Below are 16900 nucleotides of genomic sequence, written 5' to 3'. Positions count from 1 at the left end.
CCCGATGGTGGGGCCGAAGGAGTTGAGTGCCAGGCACTCGGGGTGCTTCGTCTCGTACGCGGAGTTGGTCCGGTAGTGCTCGTCCTCGTCCGGCAACTGGGCCAGGCCGAGGTCGGCACGGATCATGGCGAGCCGCTCCGGCGTGGCCTCCTCGCCCGCCATCGCGAGCGCGGGGTCGCCGGGCAGCATGCGCACGCCCAGGAAGATCACCATCGACGCCAGCAGCAGCGTGATCGCCGACTGTCCGAGGCGGACGAGGAGGTAACGACGCATCGGAGGTGCTCTCAGCCTTCGTTCGGGTCGACGAACGCGGCGTGGCTCAGCCGGACCACGCCGTCGGCGTACGTGGAGATGCCCGCCACCTCGTCGGCGTAGCCGGTCATGCTGCGCGTCCGGTAGAGGTAGATGATCGGGTTGTCCTCCTGGACCTGCGTGACGACCTGGCCGTACAGGTCGGCCCGCTCGGCCGGGTCGATCACGGTGGCCGCCTCGGTGAGCAGGTCGTCGACCTCGGGGTTGCTGTACCCGGAGTAGTTGTTGCCGGCGCCCGTCGACAGGAAGTTGAACATGTTGCCGTGCGGGTCCACACGGCCCGACCAGCCGAGCTGCAGCAGGTCGAAGTCGCCCTGCTCCTGGACCTCCAGCAGCGAGGAGTACTCGACGGGCACGATCGTCAGCTCGAACCCGCCCTCGGCCACCGAGGCCTGCACGGCCTGCGCCAGGCGCAGGGTGTCGGGCGTGTTCGTCACCTTGATCTCGATCTTGTACGGCACGTCCGCGCCGGCCTCCTCCAGGAGCGCCTTGGCGCCCTCGGGGTCGTACTCCGGGCACGCCTCGCTCGCCGCGGTGCTGAACGTGGACGCGGGGGAGATGGGCGAGCAGGCCGGGTCGAACCGGTCGTTGAAGACGGACTTCACGAGCTGCTCGCGGTCCACGGCCATCGAGAGGGCCTCGCGCACCCGCGGGTCCGTGGCGATCGGGGTGTCGATCTTCCCGGGCGGGGCGCCGACGCCGTCGGTGTTGCCCACGTTGACCGTCATGGCCTGGTAGCCCAGGGAGCCGACCTCCAGGAGGCCCACGCCCTCGGCGTCCTCCAGCTCGGCGAGGTCCTGGGTCGAGAGGGTGTCGGCCACCTGGACGTCGCCGGAGCGCAGGTTGGCGGAGCGGATGCTGGCGTCCGTGATGATGCGGTAGGTGATCGAGTCCAGGTGCACGTTCTCGGCGTCGTAGTACAGCGGGTCGCGCTCGACCGTGATCGACGTCTGCGGCACGCGCTCGGCGAACTTGAAGGCGCCCACGCAGACGGGGTGCTCGCCGAAGTCGTCGCCGGCCTTCTCGAGCTCGGTCGGCGACATGATCATGCCCGCGCGGTCGGCCAGCACGGCGGTGAGCGGCGCGAACGGCGTCTCGTAGGTGATCTCGACCGTGCTGTCGTCGACGGCGGTCACCTGCTCGATCGGGCCCAGCTCGCTGCGGCGCGACGAGTCCTCCTTGGTGAGGTGGCGCTCGATCGAGGTCTTCACGGCCTCGGCGTCGAACGGCGTGCCGTCGGCGAACTGCACGCCCTCCTTGAGCGGGAAGGTGACGGTGAGGCCGTCGTCGGACACCTCGGGCAGCTCGGTGGCGAGCATCGGGACGATCTCGCCCGCCTCGTCGATGTCGTAGAGCTTCTCGCACATCGTCTGCATGACGTAGCGCGTGTAGAGCGACGACGACGTGGTCGGGTCGAGCACGTCGGGCTCGGCCGAGAGGGCCATGACGAGGTCTCCGCCCTCGGAGATCGTCCGGCCGTCCAGGGTGATGCCGGTGACGTCGGCCGTCTCCTGCACGGGGGCGGCGGTCTGCACCTCCTGACAGCCGGACAGGACGAGCGCCGCGGCGAGAAGGCCGGCGGCGGGGGCGAGTGGGCCGCGCAGCCGCGGCGGCAGGGGAGTGCGCACTGGAGAATCCAATCCGGGTCTGAGAAGGACGATTGCATACAATCACTCCCACAGGGTCAGTCGTGTATGCAATACATAACGGTCCTGTTAAACCTCTGTGACACGGGCCGGTGTGGGGCGCGTCCCTTTTGGGTGGGTGAAATGCCTGGGTACAGTCACGCCATGGAAAAGGACAATGAGGTCACTTCGCAGGGGGTTCCAGGGGCCCGGCCCACGGCCGGCCCGCAGACGACGGCCACGGCCGGTTCGGGGGACGCCGCTCCCGGGGGCGGTGAGTCCCTGGAGAAACCCCGGTGGCGGATCATCGGCCCTGGTCTGGTCGTCGCGGCCACCGGCATCGGCGCCGGTGACCTCGTCGCCACGATGGTCGCGGGCAGCAACTACGGCTACGCGCTGCTGTGGGCGGTGATCCTCGGCGTCGTCGTGAAGATCGCGCTGGTCGAGGGGGCCGGCCGCTGGACGCTCGCGACCGGCCGCACCATCTTCGACGGCTGGAAGTCGCTCGGCCTGTGGGCGGTCGTCTACTTCGGCGTCTACGTCGTCGTCTGGGGCTTCAGCTACGGCGCGGCGGCGATGTCCGGCGTCGGCCTCGCGCTGAACGGGCTGTTCCCGGTGCTGGACATCCGGTACTGGGCCATGATCTCCGGCGTCGCCGGCCTGCTGCTGGTCTGGTTCGGCAAGTACAAGCCGTTCGAGAACGTCATGGCCGTGCTGATCGGCGTCATGTTCGTGACCGTGGTGGGGTCGGCGGCGCTGACGACGCCGAACCTCGGCGAGATCCTGGCCGGCCTGGTGCCGATCATCCCCGAGGGCGCGGTGCTCAACACGCTCGGCCTGGCGGGCGGCGTCGGCGGCACCATCACCCTGGCCGCGTACGGGTACTGGCTCACCGAGAAGGGCTGGGACACGCCCCGCTGGATGCGGGTCATGCGGATCGACAACGCGTGGGCGTACTTCATGTCCGGCGTCTTCGTGATCGCCATGCTGATCGTGGGCTCCGAGCTGCTGTACTCCGCGGGCCTGGCCGTGGCGGACGGCGAGCAGGGGCTGGTCGACGTCGCCGACGTGCTCGCCCAGCGGTACGGGACGTTCATGGCGCCGCTGTTCCTGGTCGGGTTCTTCGCCGCGACGTTCTCGTCGGTGATCGGCGTCTGGCACGGCGTGTCGCTCATGTTCGCCGACTTCGTGGCCACGATGCGCAACCTGCCCGCCGACGACCGCCGCCGCGGCGCCGGCGGCACCTACTACCGGTGGTACATCCTCTGGCTGACGTTCCCGCCGATGGCGCTGCTGTTCCTCGACAAGCCGATCATGCTCGTCGTGGTCTACGGCGCGCTGGGCTCGCTGTTCATGCCGTTCCTCGCGCTGACCCTGCTGTTCCTCATGAACTCGAGGGCGGTGCCGCAGCAGTGGCGCAACCGCTGGTGGGTCAACGTGATCCTGGTGCTGGTGGCCGCGATGTTCCTGGTGCTCGGCGGCAACGAGCTGGTCAAGGCGGTGGCGCCGGTCTTCGGCGGCTAGCCCTTTCCCGCGGGAGACGTGTCAGGCCCTCAGGTCCCTCGGGTGACCTGAGGGTCTGACACGTGCGAGAGGTGCCGCGTCAGGCGGCCGCGGGGGTCGCGCGCATGGCGTGGACCTTCTCGTAGATCTCCGCGAACGCGTCGAGGGTGCCGTCCACGGCGTGCGCGGCGACGAGCTCGCGGCTCGCGGCGCCCATCCGGTGCCGCAGCCCGGCGTCCGCCAGGAGGTCGCCCAGCCGGTTGGCCAGCTCGCGCACGTCGCCCGGCGTGTAGAGCCAGCCGTTGACGCCGGGGCGCACCAGGTGGGGCAGCGCCATCGCGTCGGCGGCGACCACCGGCAGGCCCGAGGCCATCGCCTCCAGCGTGACCAGGCTCTGCAGCTCGGCCACCCCGGGCATGCAGAACAGGTCGGCCTCGGAGTAGGCGGTGAGCAGCTCGTCGTCGGGCACGTACCCGCGGAACCGGACGCGCCTCGCGACGCCGGACTCGGCGGCGAGCGCGGCCCAGTCGTCGGCCTTCGAGCCGGTGCCCACGATCTCCAGGCGGCCCGGGAGGCCTTCAGGGAGCAGGGCGAACGCGCGGATGATCTCGTCGACCCGCTTCTCCTGGTCCAGGCGGCCCACGAACAGCACCGTCGGCTCGGTGCGGCCGTCGCGGACGGTGGTGGTGTACCGGTCGGTGTCGATGCCGTTGGACACGGGGATCGCGTGGCTGAGCCCGGCGTGCTGCGCGAGCAGGTCCACGGCGCGCGGAGTGGGGGCGGTGACGACGTCGGCCTTCGCGTAGACGCGGCCGATGTCCTGCCACAGCCAGCGCCCGACCCTGCGGTGCATCGAGCCGGGCACCAGCAGGTAGCCGACGAGGTTCTCCGGCATCAGGTGGTTGGTCGCCACGATGGGCAGGTCCCGGCGGTGCGCCGCGTCGACCAGGGCGCGGCCGACGATGAAGCTGCCGTTGGTGTGCACGACGTCGGGCCGGACCTCGTCGAGGACGTCCGTGATCGCCCGGCGGGTCTCCCAGGGCAGGGAGATCTGCAGGTTGTGGTGCGTGGGGTACCGGCTGGAACGCAGCCCGTGCAGTACGACGCCGTCGCGCACCTCGCGCACGGGGCGGCCCGTGGGCGACGGGGCGACGACGTGCACCTCGTACCCGCGGCCGGCCAGGCCGGTGGCCAGGCTGCCGGCGAACCGGGCGGCGCCGTTCACGGCGGGCGGGTAGGTATCGGCGCCGATCAAGATCGTGCGGGGAGTACCAGGCAGGTTCACTGTGCTGTACCTCTCGATGGTCCGGGAAGTGTCGAAGGGGCGGTGCGCGCCGCGCGGGCCGCGACGGCGTCGGGGTGGAGCCGGGCAAGGACGAGGACCCCGGCGGACGCGGCGAGCGCCGCGCCACCGAGGAGGAACCAGGTGGCGACGGGCGTGTCGGCGCCCTCGCCGAGGAGCACCGCGCCGAGCAGCACGGCCACGATCGGGTCCACGACCGTGAGGCACGCGACCACGACCTCGGGCGGGCCGGACGGGTAGGCCTGCTGCACGAGCCAGCCGCCCAGCACCAGCGCGGCGATCGCGGCCGCGCCGGTGCCGAGCACCTGCGGCTCGTACCAGGGGGTGCCGACGGCGAGCTCCTGGAAGATCACGCGCATGAGCGCGGAGAGCAGGCCGAACGCGGTGGCGCCCGCCGTGGCGCAGGCGACGCAGCGCAGCCAGCCGCCGGCCGCGAGGCCGGCGATGCCCAGGCCCACCACGACACCGCCGACGATCAGGACGGTCGGCAGCGTGGACCCGGGCGGCGGCACGTTGCCCGAGGTGGCGCTCACGGACGCGGCCACGAAGACCGCCACCCCGGCCATGGTCAGGGCGACGCCTAGCAGCACGTTCCGGCCGGGCGCCCGCCGCAGCAGCAGCGAGGAGAGCAGCACCGCCACGGGCACGGCCAGCACGCCGATCGGCTGGACCAGGCGGAGCGGCGCGAGCGCCAGCGCCACCGCGTGCACGATCGTGCCGCCCGCCGCGAGCCCGAACCCGGCCAGCCAGCCGGGCCGTCGGACGATCCGGCTGAGCCGGCGCAGGGACAGGACGCGTTCGCGAGGGAAGGGCTGCCCGTAGAGGTCGGCCACCTCGCGGTGCTGCAGGACCGCGGCGCCGGCGAACAGGGCGGCGCCGAGCACGGCGAGGGCGACCGCTATGGCTTGCATGGGACAACGGTGACGTAAGGAAGCCCTTCTCCGCCACCAGGTTTCCCCCCGTAATGAGATGGGGGTTTTCCCCCATCTTTCTCCGACCACTCCCGTGACCGTCCCTCGAGTGCTTAGGGTCAGCGCGATGAACACCGACACGCACCCGCGCGATCTCCAGGCACCGTACGCGGGACTGGTCGCGGCCACACCCGCGCGCGACGAGGATCTTCGCCTCCGCGGCGTCCGCACGCACGTCCGGATGTACGGGGACGCCGCGGCGCCGCACCGGCTCGTGTTCCTGCACGGGCTGCGCGGCGACCACCACGGGCTGGAGCCGATCGTGGCGAACCTCGTGGAACAGCGCCCTGACCTGCAGGTATGGGTTCCCGACCTGCCCGGTTTCGGGGCGTCGGCGCCGCTGCCCGACGGGGTGCACGACGTCGCCGGCTACGCCGGGTGGACCGCCGAGCTGCTGGCCGCCGTCGCTCCGGGAGGTGACGCGGTGCTGGCCGGGCACTCCTTCGGCTCGATCGTCGCGGCGGCGACGGTGGCCGGCCCGGCCGCCGGACCGGCGCCGGACGGTGTGTCCGTGCGCGCGCTCGTCCTGGTCAACCCGATCGCGACGGCGGCGCTCGACGGCCCTCGCCGGGCCATGAGCGCCGTCACCGTGGGGGTGCACCGGCTGGCCGCGGCGCTGCCGGAGCGGGCCGGGACCGGCCTGCTGCGTCACCCGTTGTTCACCCGGGTCGCGAGCCTCGCGATGGTCACCTCGCACGACCCTGACCTGCGGCGCTGGATCCACGCGGAGCACGACCGGTACTTCTCGGGCTTCGCCGACCGGCGCACCCTGCTGGAGGCCTTCCACGCGTCGGTCGGCACCGACGTCTCCGCCTACGCGGGGCGCATCACCGTGCCGACGCTGCTGGTCGCCTCCGAGAACGACGACGTCGCCCCGCTGCCGTCCCAGCGGGTCCTCGCGGCGGCGCTCGCCGACGCCCGGCTGGCCGTCGTCCCGCGGATCGGCCACCTGGCCCACTACGAGGCGCCGGACGTCGTGGCCCGGGAGACCGCCGGATTCCTGGCCGGTCTCCAGGCCACCGGCGAGGGGGATGAACAGTGAGGGAAGATCAGATGAAGATCGTCGTCGACTGCCGCTACCTGCGGGTCGGCCGGCACGACGGGATCAGCCGGTACACCGCGGGCATCGTCACGGCGCTGGCCCGGCTGCACCCGGTCGAGGTGCTGGTGGACGACGAGCGCCAGCTCGCCCACCTGCCGGACGGGCTGCCGTGGCACCGCGTGAGCGCCCCGACGAGCTGGCGCGAGCCCTTCGTGGCGCGGCAGGTGCGCCGCACCGGCGCCGACGTCGTGTTCAGCCCGATGCAGACCATGGGCACTTGGGGGCGGGACTACCGGGTGGTCCTGACCCTGCACGACCTCATCTACTACCGGCACCCCACGCCCCCGCGGAACCTGCCCGCGGCCGTCCGGCTGCTGTGGCGGGCGTTCCACCTGGCCTGGTGGCCGCAGCGGCTGCTGCTGAACCGGGCCGACGCCGTGGTCACGGTCTCGGAGACCACGCGCGACCTGATCGCCCGGCACCGGTTGACCCGGCGTCCGGTCACCGTGGTGCCGAACGCGCCCGACCCCGTGCCGGACCTGCCCCGCACGCCCCGTACCCGGTCGCTCGTCTACATGGGCTCGTTCATGCCGTACAAGAACGTGGAGCTGCCGGCCCGCGCCATGGCCCGCCTGCCCGGGTGGGAGCTGCACCTGATGAGCCCGGTCACGGCCGAGCAGCGCTCGCGGCTGACGGAGCTGGCCGGCGAGGGCACGCTCGTGTTCCACGACGGCGCGTCCGACGAGGTCTACCGCGACGTGCTGCGCGGCGCGACGGCGCTCGTCTCCGGCTCCCGCGACGAGGGCTTCGGGCTCCCGCTGGTGGAGGCCATGACGCTCGGCACGCCCCTGGTGGTCAGCGACATCCCCGTGTTCCGGGAGGTCGGCGGGCCGGCGGGGGCGTACGTCGACCCGGACGACGTGGACGGGTACGTGGCCGCCGTCCGCGAGCTCGACGACCCGGCGACCTGGGCCGAGCGGTCGGCCGCCGCGCGGCTCCGCGCCGCCGGGTACGACTGGGACACCTCGGCCAAAACCCTCCTGGCGCTTCTGCTAGGGTGATTTTTGACCGTTATCGTTCCGTGATCTAAGGTCGGCGGCGATGACCCGTCCTGACGAGAGCCTGACCGCGTCCGTTCCCGAGGCGAGCCCCGCGACCACGGGCAGTGAGCGCCGGAAGACCACCGGCCGGCTCGTGGCCATGGACGGCCTGCGCTTCGGCGCCGCGGCCGCCGTGCTGCTCTACCACTTCACGGCCACGTCGACGGTGACCAGCTACTGGGGTGCCGACCCCGACCGGGCGTTCCCGCTGCTCAACGAGGTGACCCGGTACGGCTGGCTGGGCGTCGAGCTGTTCTTCATGATCTCCGGGTTCGTGATCCTGCTCAGCGCCGACGGCCGCGGGATCGCCGGCTTCGTCGCCTCCCGGGTGGGCCGCCTCTTCCCGGCGTACTGGGCGTGCATCGTGCTGACGGTCGGCCTGCAGCAGTTCTGGTCGGGCGGCCGGCAGACCAACATCACCGAGACCCTGGTCAACCTCACGATGGTGCAGGACCTGTTCGACGTCACCGGCGTCCAGGTCGTGTTCTGGACCCTGCTCGTGGAGCTCAAGTTCTACCTGCTGGTGCTCGTGGTGCTGGCGTTCGGCCCGCTCACCCGCAACCGCGTGCTGACGTTCGCCACCCTCTGGCCGCTCGCCGGCTGGGCCGCGCAGGAGTTCGGCGCCCACTGGCTCGCCGACTGGCTCGTGCCGGTCTACGCCCCGTACTTCGCCGTCGGCATGCTGCTGTTCCTCGCCTACCGCGACGGGTTCGACCTGGTCACCAGCACGCTGCTCGTGGGCGGCCTGGTCCTGTGCGTGCTGCGGGTGCAGGAGGCCGCCGGCCGCGCGTCCGACCTCCAGGGCGTCACCGTGAACCCGGTGATCGCCGTGATGATCATGCTGGCCAGCGTCGTGGCGGTCTGGGCGACGACGCTCCGCGGCAGGTCGGCGCCACCCCGCAGGGTCGCGACCGTGCTCGGCACGGTCGGCGCCCTGACCTATCCCGTGTACCTGGTGCACACCCAGTTCGGCTACGCCGTCATCGACATCCTGGCCCACGAGACCACGCGCACCGTCGCCCTCTTCGCGGCGGGCGCGCTGAGCCTCGGCCTGGCGGTCGCGATCCACTACGGCGTCGAGCGGCCGACGTCGGCCCGGCTGCGCCGGGCGGTGCAGGCCGGCCTGCTGCGCTGCTCGGCGGCGCTGCGCTCGCGCGGGCTGATGCGCGCCTGGGACGACGTCCGCACCTGACGGTGCGGTCAGGGCCCCGACGGGGCGGCGGGGCTCAGCGCGGCGGGTCGGCCACCGCGAACGGGAGCCGGTGCAGCAGCTCCGCCTGCTCCTGCGCCCGCCGGCGCTCCCGCTGACCCGCGGCGAGCTCGCGCTCGCGGCGCTCGGCGAGCACCGCGTGCAGGAACGCCTCGGGGTGCGTGCCCGGGGGCGGGCCGGGGGCGACGTACGGCTCGATGCGGCCGGCGAGGTCGTCGGCCAGCCGCGCCCGGGACTCGGGCGCGAGACGGGCGGCGCGGCCCAGCATCTGCCGGGCGGCCAGCGCCAGCCCGTCGGGCAGGCGGCGCATGTCCGCGGTGTGCGCCCACGCGGCCAGGGACTGCGGCATCACGACCGGGGCCGACGGCGGCTTGCCGCCCCGCACCCGCACCGCGTACGTGCCGGCCGCGAGGTCGCCGAGGCGCTTGCCCTTCGCGTTGGACAGCGACGCGATCGCCGCGATGCCGCCGAACGTCAGCCACAGCTCGATCACGCCGATGAGCGCCCGCACCAGCGCGTGCCGGAACCGGACCGGGCCGCCGTCGTCGCGCACCACGCGGATGCCGCAGGCGAGCTTGCCGACCGACCGGCCGCGCGACAGCGTCTCGACCGCGACCGGGATGCCCACCATGACCACGACGGTTGCCAGCACGTAGACGATCGCCGCGATGTCCTCGCCCAGCACGGCGTTCTCCAGGAACCAGACCGCGCCGACGATCAGGACGACCGCGATGACCGCGCCGATCACGAGGAAGTCGAGCATCGCGCCCATGCCGCGCGTGATGAACGACGCCGGGCGCGCGTCCAGCACCACGCCCTCGCCGATGACGATGCCGTCCTGCACGTTTCCTCCCGTGGGGGTGCTGTCGGATGGTGCGGGGTCTCGGGACGTGCCGCGGTCCCTGTGCGGCAGACTACCGTCGTGGACATCGACGCCTTCACCGCCGTGCACGCCGCAGAGTGGGACCGCCTCAAGGAGCTCGCCTCCCGGCGCCGGCTGGACGGCGCCGAGTCGGACGAGCTGGTGCGCCTGTACCAGTCGGTGGCCACGCACCTGTCGACGGTCCGGTCCGCGGCGCCGGACCCCGCGCTGGTGACCCGCCTGTCCGACGTGCTGAACCGGGCGCGCACCCGCATCGCCGGGTCGCACGAGCCCGCGTGGCGCGAGGTGGTGCGGTTCACCGTGGTGTCGCTGCCCGCGGCGTTCTACCGGATCCGGTGGTGGTCGCACGGGGTGACGGCGGCCTGCGTGCTCGTCGCGGTGGTCGCGGGCGTATACATCGCGTCCGACGTCGACGCGATGAACTCCCTGATGCCGCCGTCCGCCCAGGAGGACTACGTCAACAACGCCTTCGCCTCCTACTACGACCCGGGCCTCGGGTTCGCCGGCGTCGTCTTCACCAACAACGCCTGGATCGCGGCACAGGCCGTCGCGGGCGGGATCACCGGCTTATTCACCCTGAACGTGCTGTGGCAGAACGCGGTCCAGATCGGCGCCACCGGCGGCATGATGGCCGCTCACGACGAGCTCGACCTGTTCCTCACGCTCATCGCGCCCCACGGCCTGCTGGAGCTGACGTGCATCTTCGTCGCGGGCGCGGCGGGCCTGCGGCTGTTCTGGACCCTCATCGACCCGGGGCACCGCAAGCGGTCGGTCGCGATGGCCGCCGAGGGCCGCGCCCTGATCACCACCGTCATCGGGCTCGCGGTGGCCCTGGCGGTCTCGGGCCTCGTGGAGGGCTTCGTGACCGGCTCCGAGCTCTGGTGGTGGCTCAAGATCGTCATCGGCGCGATCGTGCTCGCCGGGTTCTGGACCTACGTGTACGTGCTGGGCGGACGCGCCGTCCGGGCCGGCGCGACGGGCGACCTCGCGGAGCACGAGGCCGGCGCTACGGTGGTCACAGCGGGGTGACGGTCGCGTGCCGACCCGCCCGCTCGCGCGAATTACGCAGCCCCCTGTCAGTACCCCGTACTAGGGTTGCGGCGCACAGGCACCACCGCAGACGACACCCGGAGCACGCCCCATGACGACGCCCGAGAGCGCACCCGACCAGCCGGCGCAGCCGACGCCCCCGCAGTCCGGAGGCGCCCAGCCCGCCGGCTGGGGCGAGCCGCCGCGGTACGGGCAGTACGCGCCCGGGTACGACCCGTCCGCCCCGCAGGCCCCGGAGCAGCCGCAGTACGGCACGCCGTCCGCCGGGCCTGGCGGGCAGTACGGCCAGAACCACTACGGGCAGGCGCAGTACGGCCAGACGCAGTACGGCCAGCACGCGCCCGGCGGCGCCGTCCCGGGCTACCGGCCGGCGGCCGACAAGCCCGGCATCGTCCCGCTGCGCCCGCTCACCCTGGGCGAGCTGTACGACGGCGCGTTCGGCGCGGTGCGGCACAACCCCGGCGTCACGCTCGGGCTCACCGCGATCATCGTGGTCGTCGCCGTCGTGATCGGCACCCTGGTCAGCATCCCGCTGACCACCTGGTTCACCGACCTGTGGGGCAGCTTCTTCGCGGAGCTCGAGAACGACCCGGCCATGCAGGACATGGGGTTCACCCAGGACATCCTCGGCGTGACCTACGGGTCGCTGCTCGGTATCGGCCTGGTACTCCAGCTGGCCGCACCGCTCGCCATGGGCGTCATGGCCGTCTCCGTCAGCGACTCCGTGATCGGGCGCAAGATCTCGGTGTCCGAGGCCTGGCAGCGGATCGCCCGACGGGCCTGGTACCTCATCGGGTTCTCGCTCCTGTCCCTGGTCGCGGGGGTCGTGGGCCTCACCGCGCTCGTGGGTGTCGTTGCCGGGTTCTTCGCCATCGACATGACGCTCGGCGTGGTCGGGGTCTTCCTCGCGATCGCCTTCGCCCTGGTCGGCAGCGTCTGGTTGTTCACCCGCGTGCTGCTCGTCGCCCCGGCGCTCGCCGTCGAGGGCGGCGGCTTCTGGGCCACCGTGGCGCGAGCCTGGCGCCTGACGCGTGGCACGTTCTGGCGGGTGCTCGGTATCTACCTGCTGACCTGGCTCATCCTCTACTTCATCAGCCAGATCGTGTCGATCCCGCTTAGCTTCCTTCTGAGCATCTTCATGATGGCGGCCAACGACGCCGGCCTGGCGATCAGCGTCGGCGTCACGTACGTGGTCACGGGTGGCCTGCAAGTCCTGTTCCTCGGGGGCGTCACCGCCCTGCTCTACATCGACACCCGGATGCGTCGCGAGGGACTGGACGTGCAGCTGCAGGCCGCGGCCGCAGCCGCGGCGGACAAGTGACATGAGGGCCGATCTGCCCGTCGTCCCGGACCGGGACACCGCACGCGAGTGGCTCACGAGCGAGCTGCAGCGCCCCGAGTACGCGGAGCGCGAGTCCCTGCTGTCGCGCGTGATCCGCTGGGTCATGGACTGGCTGAGCGGCATCGACTGGCCCGACACCGCGATGTCCGGGCCCCAGCTCGGGATCGGCCTCGCGATCGTCGCCGTGGTCGTGCTGGCGATCGCTTGGCTGATCGCCGGGCCGGTGCGGCTCGGCCGCGACCGGGCAGGCAAGGCCGAGGTGCTCGACGCCGACGACGCGCGGACGGCCGCGCAGATGCGCGCCGCGGCCGACGCCGCCGCGGCGTCGGGCGACTGGCGGACGGCGGCCGCGGAACGCTTCCGCGCCGTCGTCCGGTCCCTGGAGGAGCGGGTGGTCATCGAGCCGAGACCGGGCCGCACGGCGCAGGAGGCCGCGGGCGACGCGGGCGAGCGCCTGCCCGGGCAGGCCGCCGGCCTGCGCTCGGGCGCCGACCTGTTCGACGGCGTCGAGTACGGCGACCGGGTCGCCACCGCCGCTGACGACGCGGCGCTGCGGGAGCTCGACGCCCAGGTCACCGCGGCGCGGCCCACCGCCGTCCCCGCGACCGGGCCCGGCACGGGCTCCGGCCCTGACACGCACGACGGCACGAACGACGGCACGCACGACGACGCGACCGAGAGCGCGGACGAGAAGCCGGGGGTGTCGGCATGACCACGCAGGTGCCCTCCCCGTACGCCCCCGCGGCACCGCCCGCCCCGACGCCGCCCTCGGCGGCGCCGGTCGCGACCGCGGGCCCGGTCGACGAGCCGCCGGTGGTCATCGGCGACGCCACCACGGGCCGGTCGCGGGCCGCGAGCCGATGGCGGCGGATGCGCTGGCCGCTGACCGTGCTCGCCGCGGTCGCCCTGTTCGTCCTGTTCCTCGCGGTGGTCCGTACCCCCACGTCCGCCGAGTCCTACGCGCCGGACAACCCGGAGGCGGACGGGGCCATGGCCGTGGCCGAGGTGCTCAAGGACCAGGGCGTGCACATCACGCACGTCACCTCCGTGGCCGGCGCCGTCGCCGCGGCCGGGCCGGACAGCACGCTCCTGGTCACGCCCAACCCGTCGTTCTTCGCGGACGACCAGATCTCCGCGCTCAACCGCACGGGCGCCGACCTCGTCGTCCTCGCCCCGGACTACAGCATGGTGGCGGGCGTGAGCCGCGACAAGCTCGACATCACGTACGGCGAGCGGCCCGACCCGGTCGAGCCGCAGTGCGACGACCCGGCGGCACAGGCCGCGGGCGCGGTCACGCTGGCGCCCGGCCTGTACGACGCGTCCGCCACGGGCGACAAGGTGCGGCCGGTCCTGTGCTGGCCCGACGGCGCCGGTGCGTTCGCCTACGCCCGCCTGGACTTCCCGGACCGTTCGGTGACCGTGGTCAGCGACCCCTCGGTGCTCCGCAACGGCACCGTCCTGACGGAGGGCAACTCGGCGCTCGCGCTGTGGATGCTCGGCCAGAACGAGGACCTCGTCTGGCTGGTCCCCGACCCGATGGACGTCAGCACCGGCAGCGACGAGCCTACCCCCGCCGAGCGCGGCCAGGTGAACGCGGTCATGCCGCCCGGCTCCGCGCCCGTCGCCCTGGTGGTGCTGCTCGCCGCCGTCCTGCTCGCGTTCTGGCGCGTGCGCCGCATGGGGCCGCTGATCGTCGAGGACCTGCCGGTGCTCGTCCGCTCGGCCGAGGCCACACGCGGTCGCGCCCGCCTGTACCGCGCCGCCCGCGCCCGTGGGCACGCCGCCGCCGGCCTCCGGGCGGCGTCCGCCGACCGGATCGCCTCGCGCCTCGGCCTGGCCCGCTCGTCCGATGCCAACACCGTGGTCGACGCCGTCGTGGCCGCCACGAACCGCCCGTCGCAGCAGGTGGCAGACCTGCTCTACGGCCCACCGCCCGCTGACGACGCCGCGCTCGCCGAGCTCGCGCGCCGACTCGACACCCTGGAGAGCGAGGTCCACCGACCGTGACCGAACCAGCCTTCCCCCCGCAGAGCGCGGGCCGGCCCGCGGAGCCGACGTCCGACCCGCAGGCCGGGCAGCCCGGGGCGCCCGCCGCCCCGGGAGCCCAGACCGTGCAGACGGTGCCGGCGAACGGAGCGGCCCGTCCGGCCGACGCCGCGCCCGCCCCGGCCCAGCCGCCCGCCCCGGCCCAGCCCCCCGCACCGTCGCAGGAGCTCCGCTCCGCCCTGGCGGCGGTCCGTACGGAGGTGGGCAAGGCCGTCGTCGGGCAGGACGCGGCCGTGACCAGCCTGCTCATCGCGCTGCTGTGCCAGGGGCACGTGCTCCTGGAGGGTGTGCCGGGCGTCGCCAAGACGCTGCTGGTCCGCACCCTCGCGGCGGCGCTGAAGCTGGACACCAAGCGCATCCAGTTCACGCCCGACCTCATGCCGGGTGACGTGACGGGCTCGCTCGTCTACGACGCGCGCACGGCCGAGTTCTCGTTCCGCGAGGGCCCCGTGTTCACCAACCTGGTGCTGGCGGACGAGATCAACCGCACGCCCCCGAAGACCCAGGCGTCCCTGCTGGAGGCGATGGAGGAGCGGCAGGTGTCGGTGGACGGCACGCCACGTCCGCTGCCGGACCCGTTCCTGGTCATCGCCACCCAGAACCCCGTCGAGTACGAGGGCACCTACTCGCTGCCCGAGGCCCAGCTCGACCGGTTCCTGCTCAAGCTGGTGCTGCCGCTGCCCGAGCGGGACCAGGAGGTGGAGGTCCTGGCCCGGCACGCCGCCGGGTTCGACCCCCGCAACCTGGCTGCCGCCGGCGTGACGCCCGTGGCCGACGCCGGGGTGCTGGAGCGCGCCCGCGCCGAGGTCGCCCGCGTCCAGGTGTCGCGCGAGGTGCTGGGCTACGCCGTCGACGTCTGCCGCGCCACGCGGTTCTCGCCGTCGCTCTCGCTCGGCGTCTCGCCGCGTGGCGCCACCGCGCTGCTGCGCACGGCGCGGGCCTGGGCGTGGCTGTCGGGCCGCTCGTTCGTGACGCCGGACGACATCAAGGCGCTGGCCCACCCGACGCTCCGGCACCGCGTGCAGCTGCGCGCCGAGGCCGAGCTCGAGGGCGTCACCGCCGAGGGCGTGCTGGACACGGTGCTGGCCTCCGTGCCCGTGCCGCGCTGAGGGCCGCATGGTCGTGACGTGGCGGGCCGCCGCCCTGATGGGCCTCGGCGTGGTGCCCGTGCTGCTCCTGCCGGCCGACGGGACGGTGCTGGTCTGGGCCACGTTCGTGGTCCTGGTGTGCGTGGCCGACGTCGTCCTGGCCGCCTCGCCGCGCCGGGTGGCGGTGCAGCGGCGCGTGCCGGCGTCGGTCCGGCTGCGCTCCGAGGCGACGAGCGAGCTCGTGGTCCGCAACGCCTCCGGTCGGCGCCTGCGGGCGGTGGTCCGGGACGCGTGGGGCCCCTCGGCCGGGGCGGGTCCGGGACGGGGCCGGTCCGAGCGCGTGCGTCCGGCGTCGGGCGGCCCGGGGCGCCACCAGGTGGACCTGCCCGACGGCGAGGCCGCGCGCCTGCCGACCGTCCTCGTGCCGACGCGCCGCGGTGACCGGGCGGCGGGCGGCGTGACGATCCGCAGCCTCGGGCCGCTGGGCCTGGCCGGCCGCCAGGTGACGCTGCCCGTCCCGGGCCGGCTGCGGGTGCTGCCGGAGTTCGCCAGCCGCAAGCACCTGCCGTCGCGCCTGGCGCGGCTGCGGGAGATGGACGGCCGTGCCGCCGTGCAGATCCGCGGCGAGGGCACGGAGTTCGACTCGCTGCGGGAGTACGTGGTGGGCGACGACGTCCGCTCGATCGACTGGCGTGCCACCGCCCGCCGGCGCGAGGTGGTGGTGCGCACCTGGCGCCCCGAGCGCGACCGGCGCGTGCTGATCGTCCTGGACACCGGGCGGACGGCCGCGGCCCGCGTGGGCGCGGCCGACTCGACGGGCGCGCCGCGTCTGGACGCGAGCATCGAGGCGGCGCTGCTGCTCTCGGCGCTGGCCGGGCACGCGGGCGACCGCGTGGAGCTCGTGGCGTTCGACCGCACCGTGCGGGCGCGGGTGGCGGGCGCCGCCGGGCCCCGGCTCATGCCGGCCCTGGCGGAGTCGCTGGCCACCGTGGAACCGGTGCTGCTGGAGACGGACTGGCCGGGCGTGGTGGCGCAGGTGCGCACGCGGATGACGCAGCGCGCGCTCGTGGTGCTGCTGACCACGCTCGACCCGGCGGCGGTGGAGAACGGCCTGCTGCCCGTCGTGGACCAGCTCGCCCGCGATCACACCGTGGTCGTCGCCTCCGTCGCGGACGAGGAGGTGGCGGCGCTGCGCGCCGGCCGCGAGACGGTGGCCGACGTGTATGACGCCGCGGCCGCCGCCCGCGGCGACCTGGAGCGCACCGCGGTCACCACGATGCTGCGCCGCTACGGGGCCGACGTCGTCGAGGCGCTGCCGGACGACCTCGCGCCCCGGCTCGCCGACGAGTACCTGGCCCTCAAGGCCGCCGGCCGGCTGTGAGCTGACGAGACCTGCGCCGACGACAGCAGCGCCCGGCCGCACGA

At 73.6% G+C, this 16900-nt stretch carries 14 protein-coding genes and 1 pseudogene; 10 read left to right on the top strand and 5 right to left on the bottom strand.

Annotated features, from left to right (window positions below):
- Together ACFWEJ_RS17560 and ACFWEJ_RS17555 are read right to left on the bottom strand one after the other, a co-directional pair.
- A pseudogene (locus tag ACFWEJ_RS17560) lies at positions 1–273 on the bottom strand (hypothetical protein); the annotation flags it as partial.
- Positions 274–284: 11 nt separating this feature from the next.
- Positions 285–1940, bottom strand: coding sequence for an ABC transporter substrate-binding protein (locus ACFWEJ_RS17555; protein WP_377230497.1), 1656 nt, complete (start codon positions 1938–1940; stop codon positions 285–287).
- Between the two features lie 162 nt (positions 1941–2102).
- Here ACFWEJ_RS17555 and ACFWEJ_RS17550 point away from each other — a divergent pair, with 162 nt between their 5' ends.
- A complete protein-coding gene (locus ACFWEJ_RS17550) occupies positions 2103–3461 on the top strand; it encodes an Nramp family divalent metal transporter (RefSeq protein ID WP_377230496.1) in 1359 nt (452 codons plus the stop codon).
- Positions 3462–3540: 79 nt separating this feature from the next.
- Here ACFWEJ_RS17550 and ACFWEJ_RS17545 read toward each other — a convergent pair whose 3' ends face one another.
- Positions 3541–4725 carry a glycosyltransferase gene (locus tag ACFWEJ_RS17545; protein WP_377230495.1) on the bottom strand — a complete coding sequence of 395 codons (1185 nt, stop codon included), beginning with the start codon at positions 4723–4725 and terminating at the stop codon, positions 3541–3543.
- Complete coding sequence (locus ACFWEJ_RS17540) at positions 4722–5654, bottom strand: DMT family transporter (protein WP_377230494.1); 933 nt, start codon at positions 5652–5654, stop codon at positions 4722–4724. The genes ACFWEJ_RS17545 and ACFWEJ_RS17540 overlap by 4 nt, the downstream gene beginning before the upstream one ends.
- A 127-nt stretch (positions 5655–5781) precedes the next feature.
- Here ACFWEJ_RS17540 and ACFWEJ_RS17535 point away from each other — a divergent pair, with 127 nt between their 5' ends.
- Genes ACFWEJ_RS17535 through ACFWEJ_RS17525 form a run of 3 tightly spaced genes read left to right on the top strand, consistent with a single transcriptional unit; the run spans position 5782 to position 9048 of the window.
- On the top strand, positions 5782–6756 hold the full coding sequence (locus ACFWEJ_RS17535; protein WP_377230493.1) for an alpha/beta fold hydrolase: 975 nt from the start codon (positions 5782–5784) through the stop codon (positions 6754–6756).
- 11 nt (positions 6757–6767) lie between these two features.
- On the top strand, positions 6768–7817 hold the full coding sequence (locus ACFWEJ_RS17530; RefSeq protein WP_377230492.1) for a glycosyltransferase family 4 protein: 1050 nt from the start codon (positions 6768–6770) through the stop codon (positions 7815–7817).
- Positions 7818–7857: 40 nt separating this feature from the next.
- Positions 7858–9048, top strand: coding sequence for an acyltransferase family protein (locus ACFWEJ_RS17525; RefSeq protein WP_377230491.1), 1191 nt, complete (start codon positions 7858–7860; stop codon positions 9046–9048).
- 34 nt (positions 9049–9082) lie between these two features.
- On the opposite strand, the gene ACFWEJ_RS17520 is transcribed toward ACFWEJ_RS17525, so the two are convergent.
- Entirely contained in the window at positions 9083–9910 is an 828-nt protein-coding gene (locus ACFWEJ_RS17520; RefSeq protein WP_377230490.1) for an RDD family protein, read from the bottom strand.
- A gap of 78 nt (positions 9911–9988) precedes the next feature.
- Between ACFWEJ_RS17520 and ACFWEJ_RS17515 the strand changes: the two genes are divergently transcribed.
- The 6 genes from ACFWEJ_RS17515 to ACFWEJ_RS17490 all read left to right on the top strand — a co-directional run bounded on the left by ACFWEJ_RS17515 (position 9989) and on the right by ACFWEJ_RS17490 (position 16856).
- On the top strand, positions 9989–10978 hold the full coding sequence (locus ACFWEJ_RS17515; RefSeq protein WP_377230489.1) for a stage II sporulation protein M: 990 nt from the start codon (positions 9989–9991) through the stop codon (positions 10976–10978).
- A gap of 112 nt (positions 10979–11090) precedes the next feature.
- Positions 11091–12320 (top strand): hypothetical protein, encoded by a 1230-nt coding sequence (locus ACFWEJ_RS17510; protein WP_377230488.1) that lies wholly within the window; start codon positions 11091–11093, stop codon positions 12318–12320.
- A gap of 1 nt (position 12321) precedes the next feature.
- The gene (locus ACFWEJ_RS17505) at positions 12322–13053 is read left to right on the top strand and encodes a DUF4129 domain-containing protein (RefSeq protein ID WP_377230487.1); all 732 of its coding nucleotides are present in this window, start codon (positions 12322–12324) and stop codon (positions 13051–13053) included.
- Positions 13050–14348 carry a DUF4350 domain-containing protein gene (locus ACFWEJ_RS17500; protein ID WP_377230486.1) on the top strand — a complete coding sequence of 433 codons (1299 nt, stop codon included), beginning with the start codon at positions 13050–13052 and terminating at the stop codon, positions 14346–14348. Before ACFWEJ_RS17505 ends, ACFWEJ_RS17500 begins: the two co-directional genes overlap by 4 nt.
- Positions 14349–14566: 218 nt before the next feature.
- Positions 14567–15496, top strand: a complete 930-nt coding sequence (locus tag ACFWEJ_RS17495) for an AAA family ATPase (RefSeq protein ID WP_377230498.1) — start codon at positions 14567–14569, stop codon at positions 15494–15496.
- Positions 15497–15503: 7 nt separating this feature from the next.
- Positions 15504–16856, top strand: a complete 1353-nt coding sequence (locus ACFWEJ_RS17490) for a DUF58 domain-containing protein (RefSeq protein WP_377230485.1) — start codon at positions 15504–15506, stop codon at positions 16854–16856.
- Positions 16857–16900: the final 44 nt, after the last annotated feature.

Source organism: Promicromonospora sp. NPDC060204, from assembly GCF_042728455.1.
Taxonomy (GTDB): domain Bacteria; phylum Actinomycetota; class Actinomycetes; order Actinomycetales; family Cellulomonadaceae; genus Promicromonospora.
This window is presented reverse-complemented; position numbering and strand designations above follow the sequence as displayed.